Origin of the sequence: Rufibacter sp. DG15C (assembly GCF_001577755.1) — a bacterium.
Lineage (GTDB): Bacteria > Bacteroidota > Bacteroidia > Cytophagales > Hymenobacteraceae > Nibribacter.
Genome location: NZ_CP010776.1, coordinates 883,749 through 903,660 on the forward strand (window position 1 = coordinate 883,749; position 19,912 = coordinate 903,660).

Below are 19,912 nucleotides of genomic sequence, written 5' to 3' on the forward strand. Positions count from 1 at the left end.
CTTTTCTTGCTCTTTGCTGGGACAGACGCCTCTACAAAAGGTACCCATTTACATTTCAGAGCTTTAGAAGAATATGGAACTTGACGATATGGCCCCCGAAGTGGCCAAAGAATTTTACCCGCAGGCCCTGCAAATGCTGCACGAGAGCGGTCTGCCTTTTTTGATGGGTGGCGGTTTTGCCTTACGCCAGTATACCGGCATGCAGCGCAACATGAAAGACATGGACGTCTTCTGCAAAGCCGGCGACTGCCCACGCCTGCTTAAGATCTTCTCAGACGAGGGCTTCAAAACCGAACTGGTGGACGCCCGCTGGCTGGCCAAGGCCTTCAAGGACGGCAAGTACGTGGACTTCATCTTCAACAATCCCGCCAGCAACATGCCCGTCAACGATGGCTGGTTCAGGAGAGCGCCCGAAGGCACCGAGTTTGGCGTGCCCGTCAAGTATATCTCTGCGGAGGATCTGTTCAAATGCAAAATCTACGTGCAGAACCGCGAGCGCTATGACGGCTCAGACTTGAACCACTTAATTCTAAGACACGGTGACAAGATGGACTGGGAGCGCATCTTGCAGACCCTGGAGCAACACTGGCAATTACTGCTCATGCAACTCCTCTCCTTCCAGTTTGTGTACCCCTCAGAGCGGGACATCATTCCGCGCGATTTGTTTGATGAGCTGCTGCTACGCGCCAAAGAACAGTTTGACATGCCACCGCCCACCGAGCGCGTGTGCCGTGGCCTGCTCATCGACCAGACCCAGTACGCCCCAGCCGTCACCGAGTGGGGCTTCAAGGCCATGACCATCATGACTATTTAGTTATTAGTTGATCGTTACAAGTTGTTCGTCCTTAAAACAATATTCTTAAACAACTGACCATCAACCACCAACAATTAAAAGAATGGAGCAATCACCTAACACGCCCCCGGCCCCAGACACGCCTCAACCGCAACAACCATTGGCGCCTTACCCGCAGCCGGTTCCCGCGTCGCCTCAAGAGTCGCAGCGCCCTACGCGCATTGCGGCCGTAGGTGACATTCATGTGCGCGAAACAGACAAAGGCAAATGGGTGGATTTCTTCAGGGCGGCCAGCGACCAGGCAGACGTATTGCTATTGTGCGGCGACTTAACCGACCATGGATACGCCCGCGAGGCCGAGGTTTTAGCCGAGGAAATGCGGGCTTGCACCATACCCGTGGTGTGCGTGCTGGGCAACCATGATCATGACAAGAACGAGCAGGACGAAATCAGAAAGTGCCTCATCAAAGACAACGTGCACTTTTTGGACGGAGACGCGGTAGTGATCAGAAACGTAGGCTTTACCGGCGTGAAAGGCTTTGGTGGCGGCTTTGACCACCACATGCTCTCCATGTTTGGCGAAACGTCCAACAAAGCCTTCGTACAAGAAGCCGTAGACGAGGCCCTGAAACTGGAAGCTGGCCTGTCCAGACTGGACAGTGAGAACCCAGACATCAAGAAAATAGCCCTGCTGCATTATTCACCCATCCGGGCCACCGTAGAAGGCGAGCCCGAAGCCATTCATCCATTTCTGGGCTGTTCCCGTTTGGCTGAACCCTTAAACCGGCAGAATGTCTTAGCTTGCTTTCACGGCCACGCACACATTGGCACGCTGGAGGGTGCCACCTCGCATGGCGTAAAGGTGTTCAACGTGGCCAAACCCATCCTGCAGAAAGCCGGTTTTGCCATGCCGTTCTTCCTGTTTGACGTGTAACTAACATTGCATTAAAGCGAATCCCATTTTCGGCCTGTTTTCCGGAAAGCAGGCCGAAAACGGGATTCTTATTTTCTATCCATCCTTACTTCATAATCCTGCCAATCCTACTGAAGACCGGGAAGCGCACTGGCCACTCCTCCTCTTCCTTCCAGACCTTTCTAATTTCTACCATGCAGGCATCCACTGGATTCTCTCCGTGCTTCTGGATGTAGGCTTGCACACTGGACCAAGTGTTTAAGTAGCCTTCTAAATCTGATACCGCCCACGTCTGTTCAATAACTCCAGCAAAGGATGGCAACTCCTCCAACGGGAAAGGCAGAGAAGAATAGTTGGCGTCAATGTGTTTTCGTTCCACATCCCAGTACGGACCAATCACCTCTGTGTAGAAATGCTGGATGATGGCGTCTATGGCGGGTGTAATGGACAACAAGCCGTAACCCCACAGCGCTAAAATGGCATTAGGCTTGGCTACGCGTTGTACCTCAGGATAAAACCGAGTAAAGTCAAACCAATGCGCAGCCTGCCCCATGGTAATTAAGTCAAAGGAATTACCAGGGAAATCAGTCTGCTCCGCGGGCTGAAGGCTATATTCTATGTTGTCTTTGGTTGGCGCTTGTTGCAGTTGCTTCTCACTGATGTCGGTGGCTTTTACGTGGGTGAAATGCTTGCCCAACTCTACCGCCACCTGTCCGTTGCCGGTGCCGCAGTCCCAGGCGCATTCTTTGTCCGGTACTAAGGCCAATAGAAACTCAAACAAGGCTGGCGGGTAGGTGGGCCTGAATTTCTTGTAGAGCGAGGCCTGCCGGGAGAAATTGTCTTTGGGAGCGGTCATAGGAACAAGGTACGAATTTGCGCTGCTTTAAATTTCCAAACAGGAAACAACACTCCTGCTTCCCATTATTCAGGAATCAAAGAAAAGCCCCATTTGTTCTAATTTGAAGCTAGTGACTTGCCAAAAGATTCAGTAATTTGAAGCCTTATTCCTATCCTATATTCAATTCCATGAAAAGCATTCTTTCCTCTAAAACAACCATTTCACTTTTTGCTATTTGCATTACCGTGCCACTTCTCGCGTTCACTATTCGCACATCAGATTGGATTAGACAGCACCTAGACCAGAGGTTATCTATTGAATTTCCGGGGACTCCTACTGAAAAAACAGGATCTGGCACTAGCCACAGACTGTACTTTATCAAGTCAACCGATGCAGGCTTTATAGCGACTGCCATTCATTATAATAATCAGCCAAGCCTCAAACCCATTACCAACCCTTACCAGTATTATGTCAGTTTAATGACCTCTCAGATTAAAGGGGCAAATGGCACATTGGTAGATTCATCTTCTTTCACATTAGACAATTATAGAGGGCTTGAATTCTCTTTTTCGGCAGCGCCTCCGCTTGGCAAGTATCCAATCACGTTTAGCAAACGGGTAATTTTTGTTGATGGACGGGTATATCAGGCGCAATACACACCCATTTCGCATCTGCACAAACCAAGCAAAGAGAGAATCAGAAAATTCTTTGACTCCATGCGTCTTACGCATATGTAAGATTAATCAAAGCAACGTAGAAATAGGGAGAGGTATACAGCCTGAACGTACAGGCGTTAGCCTTTTCCCTCTAGATGCCCTACCTTTACACCATAACCAGAATCTAAAACTATAGTCAATATGGCCAACGGATTTTTCAATGTTCCCATTCCGGTGAACGAGCCTGTGAAGAGCTACGCTCCGGGCAGCAAAGAAAGAGAAGAACTTCTCAACACATACAATGAACTGCGCGAACAGCAGTTAGACATCCCCATGTACATTGGCGGCGAAGAGGTGCGCAGCGGCAAGACCGCTACCATCGCGCCTCCGCATGACCACAAACGCGTGATTGCCAATTACCACCAGGGAGATGCCAGCCACGTACAGCAAGCCATTGACGCCGCCTTGGCCGCCCGTGAGCAATGGGCCAACATGCCCTGGGAAAGCCGCGCCGCCATCTTCTTGAAAGCCGCCGATTTGTTGGCCGGTCCTTTCAGAGCGCGCATGAACGCCGCTACCATGCTGGGTCAGTCTAAGAACGCTTTTCAGGCTGAGATTGATGCCGCCTGCGAGCTGATTGACTTCTTCAAGTTCAACGTGAAGTACATGACCGACATCTACAAGATGCAACCAGAGTCATTACCTGGCATGTGGAACCGTTTGGAGCACCGCCCGCTTGAAGGTTTTATCTTCGCCTTGACACCGTTCAACTTCACCTCCATTGCCGCCAACTTACCGGCCGCTCCTGCCTTGATGGGCAACGTGGTGGTTTGGAAGCCAGCCAACACGCAGATTTACTCGGCTAAAGTGATCATGGACTTGTTCAAAGCCGCTGGCGTGCCAGACGGCGTGATTAACCTAGTTTATGTGGATGGCCCAACTGCTGGTGACGTCATCTTCAAGCACCGTGATTTCTCTGGTATCCACTTCACCGGTAGTACCGGCGTTTTCAATAACATCTGGAAAACCATTGGCGAGAACGTAGGCAACTACCGCAACTACCCACGCATTGTAGGGGAGACCGGCGGTAAGGACTTTATTGTAGCCCATAAATCAGCGGATGCCAAAGAAGTAGCCGTAGCCATTACCCGCGGTGCCTTTGAGTATCAGGGACAGAAATGTTCGGCGGCCTCTAGAGCGTATGTTCCTAGCAACATCTGGGATGACGTGAAAAAGTACGTGATTGAAGACTTGAAATCCTTAGAGATGGGCGACCCGCAGGACTTCGGAAATTTCATCAACGCGGTGATTGACGAGAAGTCTTTTGACAAACTGGCCAAGTACATTGACGCCGCCAAGAAAGACAAAGGCGTAGAGATCATTGCCGGTGGTAACTATGACAAGAGCAAAGGCTACTTCATTGAGCCAACCATCATAGTGGCGCAAGATCCGCAATACGTGACCATGTGCGAAGAGCTCTTCGGCCCGGTGTTGACCTTGCACGTGTATGACGAGAACAAGTTTGAGGAGACGCTGGAGATGGTAGACAAAACCTCTCCGTATGCCTTGACCGGTGCCATTTTCTCTAATGACCGTTACGCCATTGATGTAGCGTCTAAAAAACTGAGCCACGCGGCAGGTAATTTCTACATCAATGACAAGCCAACTGGCGCCGTAGTAGGCCAACAGCCGTTTGGTGGATCACGCGCGTCTGGTACCAATGACAAGGCCGGCTCTATGCTGAACCTGTTGCGTTGGACAACCGCCCGTACCATTAAAGAAACGTTTGTACCGCCAGTAGACTATCGCTATCCTTTCTTACAGCGCGGAAGCGCCGCAGAAGGCGCCATTTAAGCGTTTTTAGCCTAATTTTTAGAAAACAGCCCAAAAACGGTTCTCCGTTCTTGGGCTGTTTTCATTTAGGACCAGAACTGGCGGGATTCATTGATTTTTAAGGTTGGTAATTGCCCATAAAAAAGCCCTTCCTCTAAAGAGAAAGGGCAGTTGTTTGTGTAGTTTGGATTGGTACTGTATTCTAAATAAAGTTCTCTACCTGCTCCCTGAAAGAAGCTCTAGCGGATGAACGTTTGCGTTGCTTCTGGGTGCGCACGTCATCAAACGCGTCTGCTATCTGTGGGTCACCAGAGATGTAGTTGATGGTCAAGTGGAAGGCCTGCGTAAACTCAATGCGGTTACGGCTGGCATCACATACCGGCAGCTGCGCCTCTAGGTCAGACACGCTGGCTCCTTTAGAAGGCATCAACTCATATTTCTCCAACACCTTTTCTAAAAAGGCCTTGTATTGCTCCTGGGATGGTCTTCTCAAGATGGTCTGCCCCAAAAAGAAGCTGTCATCTTTAAAATGAAGACACTGCGTGACGCGTACAGAGCCAATGGAAGAAGAGTAAAAAAGGATCTCATGTCCTTCTACCTCCATGTCACGGTGAGCATGTAAATCTGGTTTACCAAGGGTCTGTCTTGCCTCTTTCAAGGTAGTGCCAAACTCCACGCCTCTGAAGGTAATAGTCAGGTCAGAATTCTCTGCAACCGACTTATTATCAGTGACCATGTTCAATAAACTTACAGCCGTGCGGGGGTAATTTACTCTATCAAAATATTCTTCCTTAGTAGAGCTCGTCTCGTATCGTTTTTTAGACTTTCCCGATTTAGACTTATGCCATAATAAACCAAACATTGCTGATATTTTAAGTAAATGCTGTATTTAACTGTTTCCTATTTATATATAAATGTCTTTGACAATCCTTTTGCAGCCTAGGCTGCACTCTTGCTATTATACATTTTAAGCTAGTTACTACCCCTTGCGCATTCTTCAAAGATATTCCTATAAGATTATAATAACTTCTTGCTTGGATGTAATAAACAGCTCAATACAGGCAGCTACAATCCTAAAAAATATACTTAATTTACTATATACTATTCCTTATATAGTAATAAAGCCGCATCACAAAAATACAGAATATCTGACTGTTAATAAAATCAAGCTCTTGTCTAATCAGTTAGTATTATTCATTGATTCCAAATCAGCTATCTCCTTCATTAGCTAGCGTATTAAAAAAGAGGGAGCCAAGTGATGTAGCTAACTACACCTCTTGGCTCCCTCTCAATGTAGGATGCTTTAGAAAAGAGTAGGTGATTACTTATCCGGCACGGCGTTTCTCATCTTCGGCACCGCCGGTGCGTCTACGCGATGGCGCTACCTGGCTCTTGCCAAATCTGTAAGTAAAGCTTAAAGTGGCCACGCGGGTGTCTCTGCGCTGGTAAAAGCGCTCAAAATAACCCGTCAGCTCTGTGGTGGCGCGGGTTTTATTGGAATAGAAGACATCAGACACGTTTAGCTTGAGGCTGGCTTTCTTGTCCATAAACTGCTTTTGCACCCCCACAGATAAAAACCTAACCGGCTCAACATCCAAGAAACCATAAATCTCACGGGCGCGGTACACTCCCACCAACTCTGCGGACCAGTTGTTAGGCATCAAGAAGGAGTTGTTAGAGTTGATGTTTAAAGTGGGTCTTCCGTTGCGTAGGGTGGTCTTGGCCAAGTTGCCCTGGTACAAGCCATAGTACATTTCAATATTATTGGTGCTGGTAAACCAACGGGCCACTGTAACAGGCACAGAGACAGTAACGCCGTAATAATCTAGCTGGGCCAAATTCTGGTCTTGCTGTTTTACAATTGGCTTTCCGTCCTCAGTGGTTTCATCTGTAGGCGAAAGCACGCTCACAATCACGTCTGTGGTGCGGCTGTAGCTCAGCTTTGTTACAAATTTTTGCAGAAGCGTGTGCGTAAACTCAAAGGAATACGTGAGCTGTGGCTTCAACGCAGGGTTTCCTTGTGAATAGGTAGTCTGGTCCAGCAAGAATCTGAAGGGGTTGAGTTGATTATACGTAGGTCTATCAATGCGTCTGCTTAAGGACAAGCCCACGTCATGCTTTTCACTTACGGTATAACCCACAAAAGCACTTGGGAACAGTTGGGTGTAGTTCCGGTCAAAGTTATCATTGGTGATCAATTGCTTTCCTTCTGCCAAAGTATTCTCTAAGCGCAGCCCTAGTTGCAAACTCAACTTGGTCCATTTCTTATTCAGGTTCACGTACCCGGCATTGATGTTCTCTGAGTACAGGAAGTGATTGCTCATTTTAGTCAGGTAGGTGTTTCTACCTTCAGAACGGTCAAAGAACTGCAGGTCATTGTCTGCCTTCACCAAGCTTGCCTTGACACCCGCCTCTAAGTTAGCACTGATAGAGGGCAACGGCTGGGAGTAGTCTACCTTAGCCGAATAAATAGCCAAGCCACCGTCTAAATCACTGAATAGCGTAGAATCTGGGGTAACCTTTGATGGGTTCACAAAAGAAATGTTGATGTTCTGCAAATCACGGACCTGAAAAGCGGCATAGTCCACATCCGCTGAAATCTCACGGCCGGCAGAGTCTATAGAGTGTTTCAGGTTAAAGTTGAGCGCTTGGTTGTTACGATTGGTACCAGTGAAACCGTTTGTCAGGAAAGAACTTTCATACTGGCGGTTGGCATCCAGGATATCAGCCTTGTTGTTGACCGTGCGGTTAATGTCTGTGAACGCGCCGCTGCCCACTATGCCCACAATGGTTTTAGGTGAAACTGTATAGTCTACTCCTACTCTGCCATTGTGCCCGTTGATGATGTGCCCAAACACGTTTTTCTGATCATAAATACCTACCAGATTGCCAGATCTTGGACCGTCCTTATCAGATTCTACCACCTCATAGAACTGGCGGTACAAGTCCAGTTTGTTGATGTCATTGCGGTGCACGTAGTTGTAAGAGCCAAACACGTTTACGTTCCTGTTGCGGTGGTTGAGCTGCAAGCCTTGGTTGGCTTTAGGATACATGCCCATTCCCAAAGAAGAGGACAGCGTTCCATTGGTACCCACGCGGTTATCTTTCTTGAGCCTGATGTCAATAATTCCGGCATTGCCCGCCGCATCATACTTAGCCGATGGGTTAGTAATCAAATCAATCTTGGCCACGGTGTTGGCCCCCATGCCGCGCAGCATGTTAGCCAATTCTGCGCCAGACATAGGCACGGGCTTGCCGTCCACCATCACAATCACGCCGCCTTTGCCGCGCATGCTAATGTTGTCGTTTTGGTCAATGTTCACGCCAGGCGCTTTCTCCAGCACTTCTAGCACGGTACTGCCCGTAGCGGCAATGCTGTTCTCTACGTTAAGCACCGTTTTGTCAAAGTGCTGTTCCACCAAGGGCTTCTGCTGCTCAATTTTAATTTCTTTTAAAGCCACGGCCCGTTCTGGCATTACCAGGTCACCTAGGTCAGTGTTCTGTCGCAGCTGGATGGTGCCCGACTGGTACGTGGCGTAGTCATAGTGCGTAGCCATGAGCTTGTACTTACCTGCCGGAAGGTTGCTGAACGTGAAGGAGCCGTCCTCTGCGGAGACTTCTACTTTGACCAGGGCCATGGAGGAGTCTTTCACTAATTGGATGTTGGCAGCCAGCAAAGGCTCAGCTTTGGTGCCTTTCAGTTTGCCTTTTAGCTCAAATCTATTGGCGTCTTGCGCCCAGGCAGGCACCACGCCCACCAGCAAAAGGAAGAAAAGCAGGAAAAGTTTGTCTTTGTGCATCATAGTCTATTGTTTTCTAAGGGTAAGGACTTTGGATTTCTTAGGCAGTTGCATGCGCATGAGCCACTTGGACACTATAGCGCACACCTTGCCGTTTTCACCCTTTTACAAGCTATGTGCCAACATTTTATACCATTGATTGTCAATCACTTAAAACACAGACCACTTCCAAAGTGTATAAAACCGGACACTTTCCTATCCAGAACCGAACAGCAGACACCGTACACCCCGTTCTAGTGGGCGTACAGAAAGTATTTCCGTTTTTGGCCTCGTTTATGGGAAATACCCCAAAAACGGCTTTCGGCAGAACAAAGGAGATTGTGTACCTTTGCTTCTTGTTTTTGCGACTTAAGAAATAGAGATACAATGCTTCGTTCACACACCTGCGGCGAATTGCGCCTAGAGAATGTAGGCCAGGAAGTTGTCCTGACCGGTTGGGTTCAGAAATCACGCGACAAAGGCGGTATGCTTTGGGTGGACCTGCGCGACCGCTACGGCATCACGCAGCTGATGCTGGAAGAAGGCGTTTCTAACCCTGAGGCTCTTACTCTGGCGCGCACCCTGGGCCGTGAGTTTGTGATAAAAGCCACCGGCACCGTGATTGAGCGCGTGTCTAAGAATGATAAAATTGGCACAGGCGATGTAGAGATTAAGGTAATGGACCTTGAAATCCTGAATCCTGCCAAACTCCCTCCCTTCTTGATTGAAGACGAAACCGACGGCGGTGATGACCTGCGCATGAAGTACCGCTACCTGGACCTTCGCCGGAACCCGGTACGCAAGAGTTTGGAACTGCGTCACCGCATCGGTCAGCAGACGCGCGCATATTTAGACGGACAGGGCTTTATTGAAGTAGAGACCCCGGTCTTGATCAAGTCAACACCCGAAGGCGCCCGCGACTTTGTAGTGCCTAGCCGCATGAACCCCGGTGAGTTCTACGCCCTGCCACAATCCCCGCAGACGTTCAAGCAGTTGTTAATGGTGTCGGGTTTTGACAAGTACTTCCAGATTGTGAAATGCTTTAGAGATGAAGACCTGCGCGCCGACCGCCAGCCGGAGTTTACCCAGATTGACTGCGAAATGTCCTTTGTGACGCAAGAAGACATTTTGAACACCTTTGAAGGGCTAGTGAAGCAACTGTTCCGTGCCGTGAAAGGCATTGAGTTACCAGATTTCCCACGCATGACGTACGCAGATGCGATGCGCCTCTATGGCTCAGACAAGCCAGATACCCGTTTCGGGATGCAGTTTGTGGAGCTGAATGACGTGGTAAAGAACAAAGGCTTCAAGGTATTTGACGATGCCGAGCTGGTGGTGGGCATCAACGCCAGTGGCAGTGCCCATTTCACCCGCAAGCAATTGGATGAGCTCACAGACTTCGTGAAGCGCCCACAGGTAGGTGCCACCGGTTTGGTGTACGCCCGCGTGCAGGAAGACGGAAGCGTGAAATCAAGCGTGGACAAATTCTACTCGCCAGAAGACCTGCAACTGTGGGCGCAAGCCTTCAACTCCCAGCCGGGTGACTTGCTGTTAGTCTTGGCCGGCGGCGCAGATAAAACAAGAAAAGCCTTGAATGAATTGCGTCTAGAGATGGGCACCCGTTTGGGCATGCGCGACAAGGACACATTCTCTACGCTGTGGGTGCTGGACTTCCCGCTGTTGGAGTGGGACGAGGAAAGCAACCGCTACCACGCCATGCACCACCCGTTCACCTCACCAAAGCCAGAGGACATGGGCCTGATTGACACCAACCCGGGCGCCGTGCGTGCCAATGCCTATGACATGGTGATTAACGGCGTAGAAGTGGGCGGAGGTTCTATCCGTATCCATGACCGCGCGGTGCAGTCACGCATGTTCAACCTGCTAGGTTTCTCCCCAGAGGAAGCACAGGCCCAGTTCGGGTTCCTGCTAGACGCCTTTGAGTACGGCGCTCCTCCGCACGGCGGTATCGCTTTCGGGTTTGACCGTCTTTGCTCCCTGTTCGGTGGCGCTGACTCCATCCGTGACTTCATCGCCTTCCCTAAAAACAACTCCGGCCGTGATGTCATGATAGACGCTCCCTCCCCTATCGCGCAAGCGCAACTGGATGAGTTGCAGATTGACGTGAAGTTGAAAGGCTAATTGTTGATTGTTGATTGTTGATTGTTATAAAAGAGCCTGCGGAGTTGTACTTTGCAGGCTCTTTCGTTTTGGCCTGTTTTCTAGAAATTAAGCCAAAAGCGATTTAGCAGAGAGTCTCTCAGGTCCTGCCGGATGCTATGAAGCCTTTTGAGTAGTGGCAGTTCTAGCCGGACATGGCCCTAGTCATCCCCCTACCCCCTTCAAAGGGGGACGGAATGCGCAGGTTGAAGTCTAGTGCTTCGCGGCAGTCGCAGACTGCCTCCACCATGGGTCCGAGTCGCAGACTTGAACCATGGCCACGGGACATCAGATCAAGCAAACCGTGCGCAGCACGCATGCCTCTGCAGCGACAGTACCTGCCATTGCCTGTAAGCAACAAACCCACCATCAGGCCATTACAGAACTGGGACCCAAGCCAGTCCTGACCCTGAGCGCCTCTGTTGTTTCGTTGCCGAAGGCAGGGCCCCACAGGCCCAGAGTACAACAGCAGTGCGAAGGGCCAGGACGGGCCCCCGCGGCCGTGAGCGCTTACCAGAAGAGATGCAACAAATTAGTCATTAATACCCACAACAAAGGGTTCTTCTCTAGAAATCGCTTTCAGGCATTTTTCGCTTATTCCTCAGTAAACAAGCCAAAAACGACATCCCCTTCCAAGTAAAACAAGAGCCTCTGCCGTTCACACATCCGAACAACCGCTCATCATATTTCACTTCTCTAGCATGGTGACTTCCTGCATCTTTGTATCAAGCAATCGCACTTAAAACCCTAATCCATAGAAACCATGAAAGCAAAACTAACTTCTCTCCTAACTCTGTTGCTGTTCATCACCTTGACAGCACAAGCCAAAGCCCCCTCGTTCAAAGTAGTGAAAACCGGCAAAGGCCCAGCCATGATTCTGATTCCTGGTTTGAATTCTGACGGTGAGGTATGGGACGAGACCGTAAAACACTACCAGAAAAACTACACCTGTTACGTACTGACCTTACCCGGTTTTGCCGGACAGCCGGCCATCCAAACTGACCATTTCCTGAACACCGTGCGCGACGAAATCATCACCTACGTGCAGGAGACTAAGCTCAAGAAACCAGTATTGGTGGGCCATAGCCTGGGCGGGTACATGGTGCTGTCCTTGAGTGTCAAAGCGCCTGAGCTGTTTGGGAAAGTTGTAGTGGTAGACGGCCTGCCGTACATTGGCGCCGCCCAGAACCCAAACGCCACCGTGGAAACCATCAAGCCCATGGCCGACCAGATGAAGAATTCCATGGCTAAGATGAGCCCCGAGATGCAGAAACAACAGGAGGCCAGCTACGGCGTGACCATGGCCACGGACTCGGTGCACATCAAGAAGGTGATTGACTGGGGTAGAAAGTCTGACTATAAAACCACCGGCCAGGCCATGTATGAAATGTACACCACAGACCTGCGCAAAGACATCGCCGCTATCAAATCGCCGGTGTTGGTATTGGGTGCTTGGTTCGGGTACAAAAATTACGGCGTGACCAAAGATACAACCACCAACATGTATAAGGGGCAATTTGCTAACTTGCCTTCCGCCGAAGTTAAGATAGCAGACACCGCCCGCCACTTCATCATGTATGATGAGCCTGCCTGGATGTTTGCACAAATGGACGCCTTCCTGAAGAAATAAGCACGGTTCATGTCTAACGCACGTCAACAAAAATGGTATTGGGTCTGCCAAGGTATTGGCTGGACCCTTTACTTTTTTATGGGATTGTTCATTAGTTATAAGTTCTTCAAAGGCTCCCCTACCATTTACGGCATCCAGTTCACCGGTGCTTTCTTGTTTCTGGTAGCTACGCACCTACAACGCTTCCTTTCCAAAAAATACCACTGGCAGAAACTTTCCATCCCCAAGCTGGCCCTTTTGATATTGCTCTACAATGCTGTCAGCTCTGTGCTCGTGCAATTGATTACCTATGCCCAGATGGTCTTTAGCGGGGCTTACACCTGGGATCAGATGGATTTTTTGATTCTTCTCCTGTATTCCATCAATGGGATTTTGGTACTCACCGCTTGGTCCTCCTTTTACTTCGGGTTTCAATCCATTCAACGCTGGAAAGCCAAGGAAGTGGAAACGCTCAAACTGCAACTGTCTTTGAAAGAGGCCGAGCTGGAAGCTATAAGGTCGCAACTGAATCCGCATTTCCTGTTCAATAGTCTCAACAACATAAGGTCCCTGGTGCTGGAAGACCCGTCCAAGGCCCGCGAGATGATTACGCGCCTTTCTGCCATGATGCGCTACGTAATTGGCTACAACCGCAACAACCTGGTGAGCTTAGCCGAAGAGCTGGAGTTTCTGGACCATTACGTGGCCCTGGAGAAAATCCATTTTGAAGACAAGCTGGCTTTCTCTTCTGAGGTCGCCGAAGACCTAAAATCAGCCGCCATTCCGCCCATGGGAATTCAGTTACTGGTGGAGAATGCTATTAAACACGGCATCGGGACGCAGGCTAAAGGAGGCCAAATTGTATTGTCTCTGCTCCGCCAGAACGGGCATTTACAGGTACAGGTAGAGAACACCGGTAGATTGGGCGCCTCGTCTGCCCCTGCTGGCATCGGCATTCAGCGATTGCTGGAGCGCGTCGCTCATTCGCTAGACCAACCCGGTACATTTGCTTTACATCAAACTACAGAAACCAGCGTGACCGCCATGCTCACGCTACCTTTCAAAAAGTATGAGAATCTGCATAGTTGAAGACTCCCGGCTGGCGCGCCTGGAGCTGAAGCACCTGCTCACCAAGTTTCCAGAACTTGAACTGGTAGGCGAAGCCGAGAACGCCGAAGAAGGCATTGCGCTCATTGAGGAGCTTCGGCCGGACCTGGTTTTCTTAGACATTCACCTACCCCAGAAAAACGGCTTCGAGCTGCTGGAGGCCTTGGAGCATGTCCCGCAGGTCATCTTCACCACCGCCTATGACCAGTACGCCCTGCAAGCCTTTGAGCGAAACGCCTTGGACTACCTCATGAAACCCATTGAGGAAAACCGCCTGCGCCAAGCCGTGGAAAAAGCCCTGTCTAGACAAGCATCCGTCAAGCCTGCCATTGCTCCTTCTCAGCTCAGCGAAGACGACCGGGTGTTTGTGAAAGACGGCGAGCGCTGTTGGTTTGTCGCCTTGAAGCAAGTGCGTCTCATTGAATCCAATGGTAATTACGCCCTGCTCTCCTTTGACAACGAGCGGCCCTGCATCCTCAAAACCTTGAATTACCTGGAAAGCCGTCTGGACCCCAAGGTGTTCTTCCGGGCCAACCGCCAGCAGATCATCAACGTGAACTACATTGAGCAGATTAACCCCTGGTTCAGCGGAAGCATCAAGATTCAACTCAGAGGCGGCGAGGAAGTGGAAGTTTCCAGAAGGCAGACGCAGGTGTTTAAGGATTTGATGAGTTTGTAGAAGAGGTGCGTTTTTAGGCTGATTTCTGGGAAACGGACTAAAAACGCAGAAAGCAGAAGAGGCGCTCCCTTAGGAGCGCCTCTTCTGCTTTCTAAAAGAATTATGTTTTGCTTACAGTAAGTCATTGAACAGGTCTGGCAGAACGCCCATCAGCACGGTCAATACCACCAAGGCAATTAGCGTAAAGCTGGCCAAGGCATCAACGGTGATACGCTCGCCGGCTGGCTCTTTCATATACATGGCAATGATGACTCTGAAGTAATAGTAGATACCCACGGCAGACATCAGGATGGCCACTACAATCAGCCACAGCATGTCTTGCTCCAGAGCGGCAGAGAACAGGAACAACTTCCCAAAGAAACCGCCCGTCAACGGTATACCGGCCAAAGACAACATCGCTACTGTCATCACAAATGCTAGCAAAGGATTTGTCTTGCCCAAGCCATTGAAAGCCTCATAGGCATCTGATTTACGTTCGTCTGCCACGTACTTTAATATCCCGAATGCCGCGATAGTAGCCACTGAATAAGCCAGTGAATAGAATAAGATGGCGTTCTCAGAACGGTCATTGAATGAGGTCAAGGCAATCATCAGGTAGCCCGCGTGCGAGATACTGGAGTACGCTAGCATACGCTTCATGCTGGTTTGGGCCACCGCGCCAATGTTACCAATCAACAAAGTCAACACGGTGATGGCCACCACGGTTGGGAACCACTGCTCATATACTCCGCCAAACGCCGCCGACATCAATTTGTAGAAAGCCGCAATACCAGCCGTTTTCACCACGGTAGACATATAACTGGTAAACACGGTGGGCGTACCTTCATACACGTCTGGCGTCCAGAAGTGGAAAGGCGCGGCCCCTACTTTAAAGGTGATTCCTATCAACACCAACAGAAGACCCATTAGTAGCAACGGTGCGTTGCCGGCGTCAATGTTTCTGGCGGCGTCAGAGATGGTAGTCAAGTCAAAAGAACCGGTGGCACCGTACAACAACGCCACCCCGAACAAGATGATACCCGTGAAGAAAGACCCCATCAAGAAGTACTTCATGGAGGCCTCATTAGACAGGATGTTGCGCTTGTCAGAACCAGCCAGGATGTACATGCTAATGGACATAATCTCAATCCCGATGAACAGCATCAACAGGTTCTCATAGCCTACCATCATGATACCGCCCACCAAAGAGAACAGCATCAAAGAATAGTATTCGGCTAGGTTACCATCTTCATCGCGGCCATATTTGCTGGAGAAGGGCAGGATGAACAGCGTAGACAACACCATCACTGCGGTAAACCCGACGGCGAAGTTGTCCATGGTGAACATGTTGTTGAAATACGTCTGAGGATTGTTCCAGTCCAGTAACGTAGCGCCCAAGGAAACTGCCAGAAACAGCATTACCATAGGCATAAGTACCTTTTTAGATTTCATGAACCCTAAGAACAGGTTCACAATACCAAAAATAGAGAGTAGAATTAATGAGGTCATGTGCAGGTAATTTCTCCTGTGTATATACTATTGTCGCTAAACTTAGCGGTTAATCACGTTCAGCAACTGCCCAATGGCCGGTTCAGAGATGTTCAAAAACGTATTGGGGTTCAAGCCAATCCAGAACACCATGATGACCAAAGGTACCAATACGGCTTTCTCCGTAAAAGTCAAATCGGTGAATACCTCGGTGATGTGGTTGGTCTCCCCGAACATCACGCGCTGGAACATGCGCAACATGTACACGGCTCCCAAGATGATGGTCAGACCGGCTACCGCACCCATCCAGGCATTGTACTGGTACACGCCCATCAAGAGCAGGAACTCGCCCACAAACCCATTGGTCAACGGCAAAGCAACGGCGCCTAGCATCAAGACCATAAAGCAAACGGTCAGGAATGGTGCCTTCTGCGTGATACCACCCATGGCGGCAATTTCGCGGGTACCGGTGCGCTGTTGAATGATGTCAATGATGAAGAACAAGCCTACCACGTTGATACCGTGGCTCAGCATCTGTATCATCACGCCTTGCAAGCCCTGCTCTGTCAACGTGAACAAACCAGCGGCAATCAGACCCACGTGCGAGATGGAAGAGAACGCAATCAGGCGCTTCATGTCATGCTGCCGGATGGCGATGATGGCTCCGTACACAATCCCGATAATAGACAGGACGATGGCCACCGTAGCCCACTGGCTAACACCCAAGGGCACCACTGGCAACAACCAGCGCAGGACGCCATAGATACCCATCTTCAGCATGATACCAGACAGCAACATGGTGCCGGCGGTCGGAGCCTCGGCGTACGTGTCTGGTTGCCAGGTATGGAACGGGAACACCGGCATTTTAATAGCGAAGGCAATGAACAAGAACCAGAACAGCCAGCTCTGCGTACCCGCATCCAACACCAGTTGGTAGAAAGCCGAAAGTTCAGACGTATGCGTGCCTGGCGTCTGGAAGTACAGATACACAAACGCGGCCAGCATGAACAACGAACCGAAGACTGTGTACAAGAAGAACTTGAACGTCACTCTAATTCTGTTCTCACCGCCCCAAAGGCCGGCAATGAAGTAGATTGGAATCAAGGCTACCTCCCAGAAGAAGTAGAACAAGAAGGCATCCAGCGCCGTGAACACACCAATCAAACCGGTCTGCATAAACAGAATCAAGGCATAGAAAGACGACGGACGCTCATAGTTGTGTTTGAAGGTGGACAGGATAATCAACGGCAATAAGAATACCGTCAGCAACACCAGCAGTAAGCTGATGCCGTCCATGCCTACTTTAAACACAATGCCCGCAGATTCAATCCACGGAAGGTTAATTAAATACTGGGCTGAGCTGTCTGCCGGGTTAAAACCAACCCATGCCCAGATTCCCAAAAGCAATTCTACCAAGGCTGCGCCAAATGCTACTTTCTTGGCTCCCTGTCCTTTTACCAACAGTACCAGCAGTGCGGCCACAGCAGGCCATAAGATTAATAATGCGGTTAACATGTGTGGCCTATCAGATAATAAAGTTCAGCAATAAAATTAACGCGATGCCCAGCACCATCATCAGAATGTAAGAACCGGTGGCTCCGCTCTGTACAAAGCGCAAGGTGCGTCCGCCACCCAAAGTAGCTTTCCCGAAACCGTTCACGATAGGGTCAATGATGCCCTTCTCCACGAAACGGTGTAGGCCCGTAGACATGGCCATGACTGGTTTCACTAGGATAGCGTCATACAGCTCGTCCACGTAGTACTTGTTGTACACCAGCTTGTGCAAAGGAGACAAAGCGGCGCCTTCCTCAGCAGGAACAGATTTCTTTTTGCCATAGATGACATAAGCCAAGATGATGGCGACTACTGCCACAGCCACAGAAACGCCCATCAACATGTATTCTGTCTCATGCGAAAGGTGTGGTGCTTCAAACGCACTTGGCACGGCTCTTCTGGCCAGCTCATAGATTGGTGATAGGAAGTTACCCAGCATGTGGTTCTGGCTGAATACCGCCGGCAAGCCCATGAATCCACCAATGGTGGAAAGGATGGCCAGGATAATCAATGGAATGGTCATCACGGCTGGTGACTCGTGCAAATGCTTGCGCTGTTCTTCGGTGCCTCTGAACTCCCCGAAGAAAGCCAGATACAACAGTCTGAACATGTAGAAGGCCGTCATGAACGAGGTCAACAGACCAAAGGTCCACATCACTTTGCTGTGCACAAACACGTGCGCCAACAACTCGTCTTTAGAAAAGAAACCGGCAAACGGTGGAATACCAGAAATGGCCAGCGTCCCGATTAAGAATGTCAGGAAGGTGATAGGCAATACTTTTTTCAGGCCGCCCATTCTGCGCAAATCCTGCTCGCCAGACATAGCGTGAATCACGCTACCCGCGCCCAAGAATAGAAGGGCTTTGAAGAAGGCGTGCGTCAATACGTGGAACAGAGAGGATGAATACGCCATCACGCCAAGCGCCAGGAACATATACCCCAGCTGACTCACGGTAGAGTACGCCAATACTTTTTTGATGTCGTTTTGGAACAAGCCAATGGTAGCGGCAAACAAAGCCGTAGCCAAACCAATGATGGCCACGAACTCAAGCGTGTCCGGTGCCAAGGTATAGAGCACGTTGGAGCGAATCACCATATAGATACCCGCCGTCACCATAGTAGCGGCGTGAATCAAGGCAGATACCGGGGTTGGACCGGCCATCGCGTCTGGTAACCACGTGTAAAGCGGCAACTGGGCAGATTTACCCATGGCACCCACAAACAGCAACAAGGTAATGGCAATCACTACGCCATCGTTAACCTGGTTCAGCTGTGAGGCTTGGTTGAACACCTCGCCGTAGCTCACGCTACCATAGGTGATAAAGATTAAGAAGATTCCCAGCAAGAAGCCTAAGTCACCAATGCGGTTGATGATGAAGGCTTTCTTAGCAGCATTGTTATATGGCGTTACCTTGTTCCAGAACCCGATGAGCAGGTACGAGCAAAGACCCACGCCTTCCCAACCCACAAACATCATCACGTAGTTAGAACCCATCACTAAAAGGAGCATGGAGAACACAAACAGGTTGAGGAAGGAGAAGAATTTACCGAAGTTCTCATCATGGCTCATGTAGCCCGCTGAGTAGATATGAATCACAGAACCCACGCCCGTCACCAACAACAGCATCACCAGCGACAACTGGTCAATCTGGAAGGCGAACGGAATCTGCAGGTTGGCGACGTTAATCCAGTCAAAGATTTGCGTGGTGTACGGACGGTTGCCGTATCCCTCAAACCCGAAGAACAGGTACAAAGACAGCAGGAACGAGCCCAGGACAGAGGCACAGCCAATGAGTCCCGCCAGCCCTTTCGGCAATTTCCGGTTGCCTAGCCCGTTAATCAGAAACCCGATGAACGGCAGGAGCGGAATCAGCAACGTAATGAGACGCATCTCAGAATTGTTTGCCGGCAAAATAAATTCTTGCATTTGGTAAAGCGTATATGAAACGGTATGCTTAACAGATTCAGGCAGAGACTACACGTCTGTCTACCACTTCAATTTGTTCAGGAAATGTATGTCTGTGGTGCGCAGGTTGCGGTAAATCATCACAATGATGGCAAGACCCACAGCCACTTCGGCGGCGGCAACTGCCATGATGAAGAACACAAAAATCTGTCCGTGCGGGTCTGAGCGGTACGCTGAGAAAGCCGTGAGCAACAAGTTCACAGAGTTCAGCATCAACTCAATGCACATAAAGATGATGATGGCATTACGACGAACCAATACGCCCGTAACCCCAATACAGAACAGCATAGTACTGAAGAACAGGTAGTAGTTCAACGGGATGGTTCTGATTACCTCAGGTATCTCATTCATGGTTTTTGTATTCGCAGGAATTGCCTTGCCCGGGCGCGTGAACGGCGGCCAAAGTTATTCCCATTTTTTGGTAAATCCACATTAAAAGGCGCCTACTTGCTAGGTGCCTGCAATCTGCTTCTGTCGATTGTACTTGGCGTTTTTGGCTTGATTTCTGAAAACCAGGCCTAAAACGAAGCGACGGTTAGACAAGAAAAAAGGACAACA

Annotated in this window: 16 protein-coding genes; 9 read left to right on the forward strand and 7 right to left on the reverse strand. The window is 49.8% G+C overall.

Annotation, left to right across the window (positions count from 1 at the left end):
- Window positions 1-73 precede the first annotated feature (73 nt).
- Together TH61_RS03675 and TH61_RS03680 are read left to right on the forward strand one after the other, a co-directional pair.
- The gene (locus tag TH61_RS03675) at window positions 74-814 is read left to right on the forward strand and encodes a nucleotidyltransferase (protein ID WP_066506021.1); all 741 of its coding nucleotides are present in this window, start codon (window positions 74-76) and stop codon (window positions 812-814) included.
- Window positions 815-896: 82 nt separating this feature from the next.
- Entirely contained in the window at window positions 897-1,727 is an 831-nt protein-coding gene (locus TH61_RS03680; protein WP_082780288.1) for a metallophosphoesterase, read from the forward strand.
- Window positions 1,728-1,812: 85 nt separating this feature from the next.
- Here TH61_RS03680 and TH61_RS03685 read toward each other — a convergent pair whose 3' ends face one another.
- Complete coding sequence (locus TH61_RS03685; protein WP_066506024.1) at window positions 1,813-2,562, reverse strand: class I SAM-dependent methyltransferase; 750 nt, start codon at window positions 2,560-2,562, stop codon at window positions 1,813-1,815.
- A gap of 170 nt (window positions 2,563-2,732) precedes the next feature.
- On the opposite strand from TH61_RS03685, the gene TH61_RS03690 reads away from it, so the two are divergent.
- Both TH61_RS03690 and pruA read left to right on the forward strand, forming a co-directional pair.
- Window positions 2,733-3,281, forward strand: a complete 549-nt coding sequence (locus TH61_RS03690) for a hypothetical protein (RefSeq protein WP_066506027.1) — start codon at window positions 2,733-2,735, stop codon at window positions 3,279-3,281.
- Between the two features lie 120 nt (window positions 3,282-3,401).
- Window positions 3,402-5,054: an L-glutamate gamma-semialdehyde dehydrogenase gene (gene pruA, locus TH61_RS03695; protein ID WP_066506029.1), complete on the forward strand. Its 1,653-nt coding sequence runs from the start codon at window positions 3,402-3,404 to the stop codon at window positions 5,052-5,054.
- Between the two features lie 181 nt (window positions 5,055-5,235).
- On the opposite strand, the gene TH61_RS03700 is transcribed toward pruA, so the two are convergent.
- Together TH61_RS03700 and TH61_RS03705 are read right to left on the reverse strand one after the other, a co-directional pair.
- Entirely contained in the window at window positions 5,236-5,769 is a 534-nt protein-coding gene (locus tag TH61_RS03700) for a hypothetical protein (RefSeq protein WP_066506031.1), read from the reverse strand.
- A 589-nt stretch (window positions 5,770-6,358) separates the two neighbouring features.
- Window positions 6,359-8,836 carry a TonB-dependent receptor gene (locus TH61_RS03705; RefSeq protein WP_066506033.1) on the reverse strand — a complete coding sequence of 826 codons (2,478 nt, stop codon included), beginning with the start codon at window positions 8,834-8,836 and terminating at the stop codon, window positions 6,359-6,361.
- Between the two features lie 363 nt (window positions 8,837-9,199).
- Here TH61_RS03705 and aspS point away from each other — a divergent pair, with 363 nt between their 5' ends.
- The 5 genes from aspS to TH61_RS03730 all read left to right on the forward strand — a co-directional run bounded on the left by aspS (window position 9,200) and on the right by TH61_RS03730 (window position 14,367).
- A complete protein-coding gene (gene aspS, locus TH61_RS03710; protein WP_066506034.1) occupies window positions 9,200-10,954 on the forward strand; it encodes an aspartate--tRNA ligase in 1,755 nt (584 codons plus the stop codon).
- Window positions 10,955-11,246: 292 nt separating this feature from the next.
- The gene (locus TH61_RS03715) at window positions 11,247-11,612 is read left to right on the forward strand and encodes a hypothetical protein (RefSeq protein ID WP_066506036.1); all 366 of its coding nucleotides are present in this window, start codon (window positions 11,247-11,249) and stop codon (window positions 11,610-11,612) included.
- A gap of 123 nt (window positions 11,613-11,735) precedes the next feature.
- Entirely contained in the window at window positions 11,736-12,602 is an 867-nt protein-coding gene (locus TH61_RS03720) for an alpha/beta fold hydrolase (RefSeq protein WP_066506039.1), read from the forward strand.
- Window positions 12,603-12,611: 9 nt separating this feature from the next.
- Window positions 12,612-13,670 carry a sensor histidine kinase gene (locus tag TH61_RS03725; RefSeq protein WP_066506043.1) on the forward strand — a complete coding sequence of 353 codons (1,059 nt, stop codon included), beginning with the start codon at window positions 12,612-12,614 and terminating at the stop codon, window positions 13,668-13,670.
- Window positions 13,651-14,367, forward strand: coding sequence for a LytTR family DNA-binding domain-containing protein (locus tag TH61_RS03730; protein WP_066506046.1), 717 nt, complete (start codon window positions 13,651-13,653; stop codon window positions 14,365-14,367). The genes TH61_RS03725 and TH61_RS03730 overlap by 20 nt, the downstream gene beginning before the upstream one ends.
- Window positions 14,368-14,478: 111 nt before the next feature.
- Here TH61_RS03730 and TH61_RS03735 read toward each other — a convergent pair whose 3' ends face one another.
- The 4 genes from TH61_RS03735 to nuoK are packed head-to-tail and all read right to left on the reverse strand — an operon-like array spanning window position 14,479 to window position 19,705.
- On the reverse strand, window positions 14,479-15,855 hold the full coding sequence (locus TH61_RS03735) for an NADH-quinone oxidoreductase subunit N (RefSeq protein WP_066506049.1): 1,377 nt from the start codon (window positions 15,853-15,855) through the stop codon (window positions 14,479-14,481).
- Window positions 15,856-15,897: 42 nt separating this feature from the next.
- Window positions 15,898-17,349, reverse strand: a complete 1,452-nt coding sequence (locus TH61_RS03740; protein ID WP_066506052.1) for a NuoM family protein — start codon at window positions 17,347-17,349, stop codon at window positions 15,898-15,900.
- A 10-nt stretch (window positions 17,350-17,359) separates the two neighbouring features.
- Window positions 17,360-19,315 carry an NADH-quinone oxidoreductase subunit L gene (gene nuoL, locus TH61_RS03745; protein WP_082780289.1) on the reverse strand — a complete coding sequence of 652 codons (1,956 nt, stop codon included), beginning with the start codon at window positions 19,313-19,315 and terminating at the stop codon, window positions 17,360-17,362.
- A 60-nt stretch (window positions 19,316-19,375) separates the two neighbouring features.
- Window positions 19,376-19,705, reverse strand: a complete 330-nt coding sequence (gene nuoK / locus TH61_RS03750; RefSeq protein WP_066506053.1) for an NADH-quinone oxidoreductase subunit NuoK — start codon at window positions 19,703-19,705, stop codon at window positions 19,376-19,378.
- Window positions 19,706-19,912: the final 207 nt, after the last annotated feature.

What these genes read in the sequence shown, in the direction of transcription:
- TH61_RS03675 (WP_066506021.1), top strand. Translation starts at nt 74, where the DNA reads ATGGAACTTGACGATATGGCCCCCGAAGTGGCCAAAGAATTTTACCCG.
- TH61_RS03680 (WP_082780288.1), top strand. Translation starts at nt 897, where the DNA reads ATGGAGCAATCACCTAACACGCCCCCGGCCCCAGACACGCCTCAACCG.
- TH61_RS03685 (WP_066506024.1), bottom strand. Translation starts at nt 2,562, where the DNA reads ATGACCGCTCCCAAAGACAATTTCTCCCGGCAGGCCTCGCTCTACAAG.
- TH61_RS03690 (WP_066506027.1), top strand. Translation starts at nt 2,733, where the DNA reads ATGAAAAGCATTCTTTCCTCTAAAACAACCATTTCACTTTTTGCTATT.
- pruA (WP_066506029.1), top strand. Translation starts at nt 3,402, where the DNA reads ATGGCCAACGGATTTTTCAATGTTCCCATTCCGGTGAACGAGCCTGTG.
- TH61_RS03700 (WP_066506031.1), bottom strand. Translation starts at nt 5,769, where the DNA reads ATGGTCACTGATAATAAGTCGGTTGCAGAGAATTCTGACCTGACTATT.
- TH61_RS03705 (WP_066506033.1), bottom strand. Translation starts at nt 8,836, where the DNA reads ATGATGCACAAAGACAAACTTTTCCTGCTTTTCTTCCTTTTGCTGGTG.
- aspS (WP_066506034.1), top strand. Translation starts at nt 9,200, where the DNA reads ATGCTTCGTTCACACACCTGCGGCGAATTGCGCCTAGAGAATGTAGGC.
- TH61_RS03715 (WP_066506036.1), top strand. Translation starts at nt 11,247, where the DNA reads ATGGCCACGGGACATCAGATCAAGCAAACCGTGCGCAGCACGCATGCC.
- TH61_RS03720 (WP_066506039.1), top strand. Translation starts at nt 11,736, where the DNA reads ATGAAAGCAAAACTAACTTCTCTCCTAACTCTGTTGCTGTTCATCACC.
- TH61_RS03725 (WP_066506043.1), top strand. Translation starts at nt 12,612, where the DNA reads ATGTCTAACGCACGTCAACAAAAATGGTATTGGGTCTGCCAAGGTATT.
- TH61_RS03730 (WP_066506046.1), top strand. Translation starts at nt 13,651, where the DNA reads ATGAGAATCTGCATAGTTGAAGACTCCCGGCTGGCGCGCCTGGAGCTG.
- TH61_RS03735 (WP_066506049.1), bottom strand. Translation starts at nt 15,855, where the DNA reads ATGACCTCATTAATTCTACTCTCTATTTTTGGTATTGTGAACCTGTTC.
- TH61_RS03740 (WP_066506052.1), bottom strand. Translation starts at nt 17,349, where the DNA reads ATGTTAACCGCATTATTAATCTTATGGCCTGCTGTGGCCGCACTGCTG.
- nuoL (WP_082780289.1), bottom strand. Translation starts at nt 19,315, where the DNA reads ATGCAAGAATTTATTTTGCCGGCAAACAATTCTGAGATGCGTCTCATT.
- nuoK (WP_066506053.1), bottom strand. Translation starts at nt 19,705, where the DNA reads ATGAATGAGATACCTGAGGTAATCAGAACCATCCCGTTGAACTACTAC.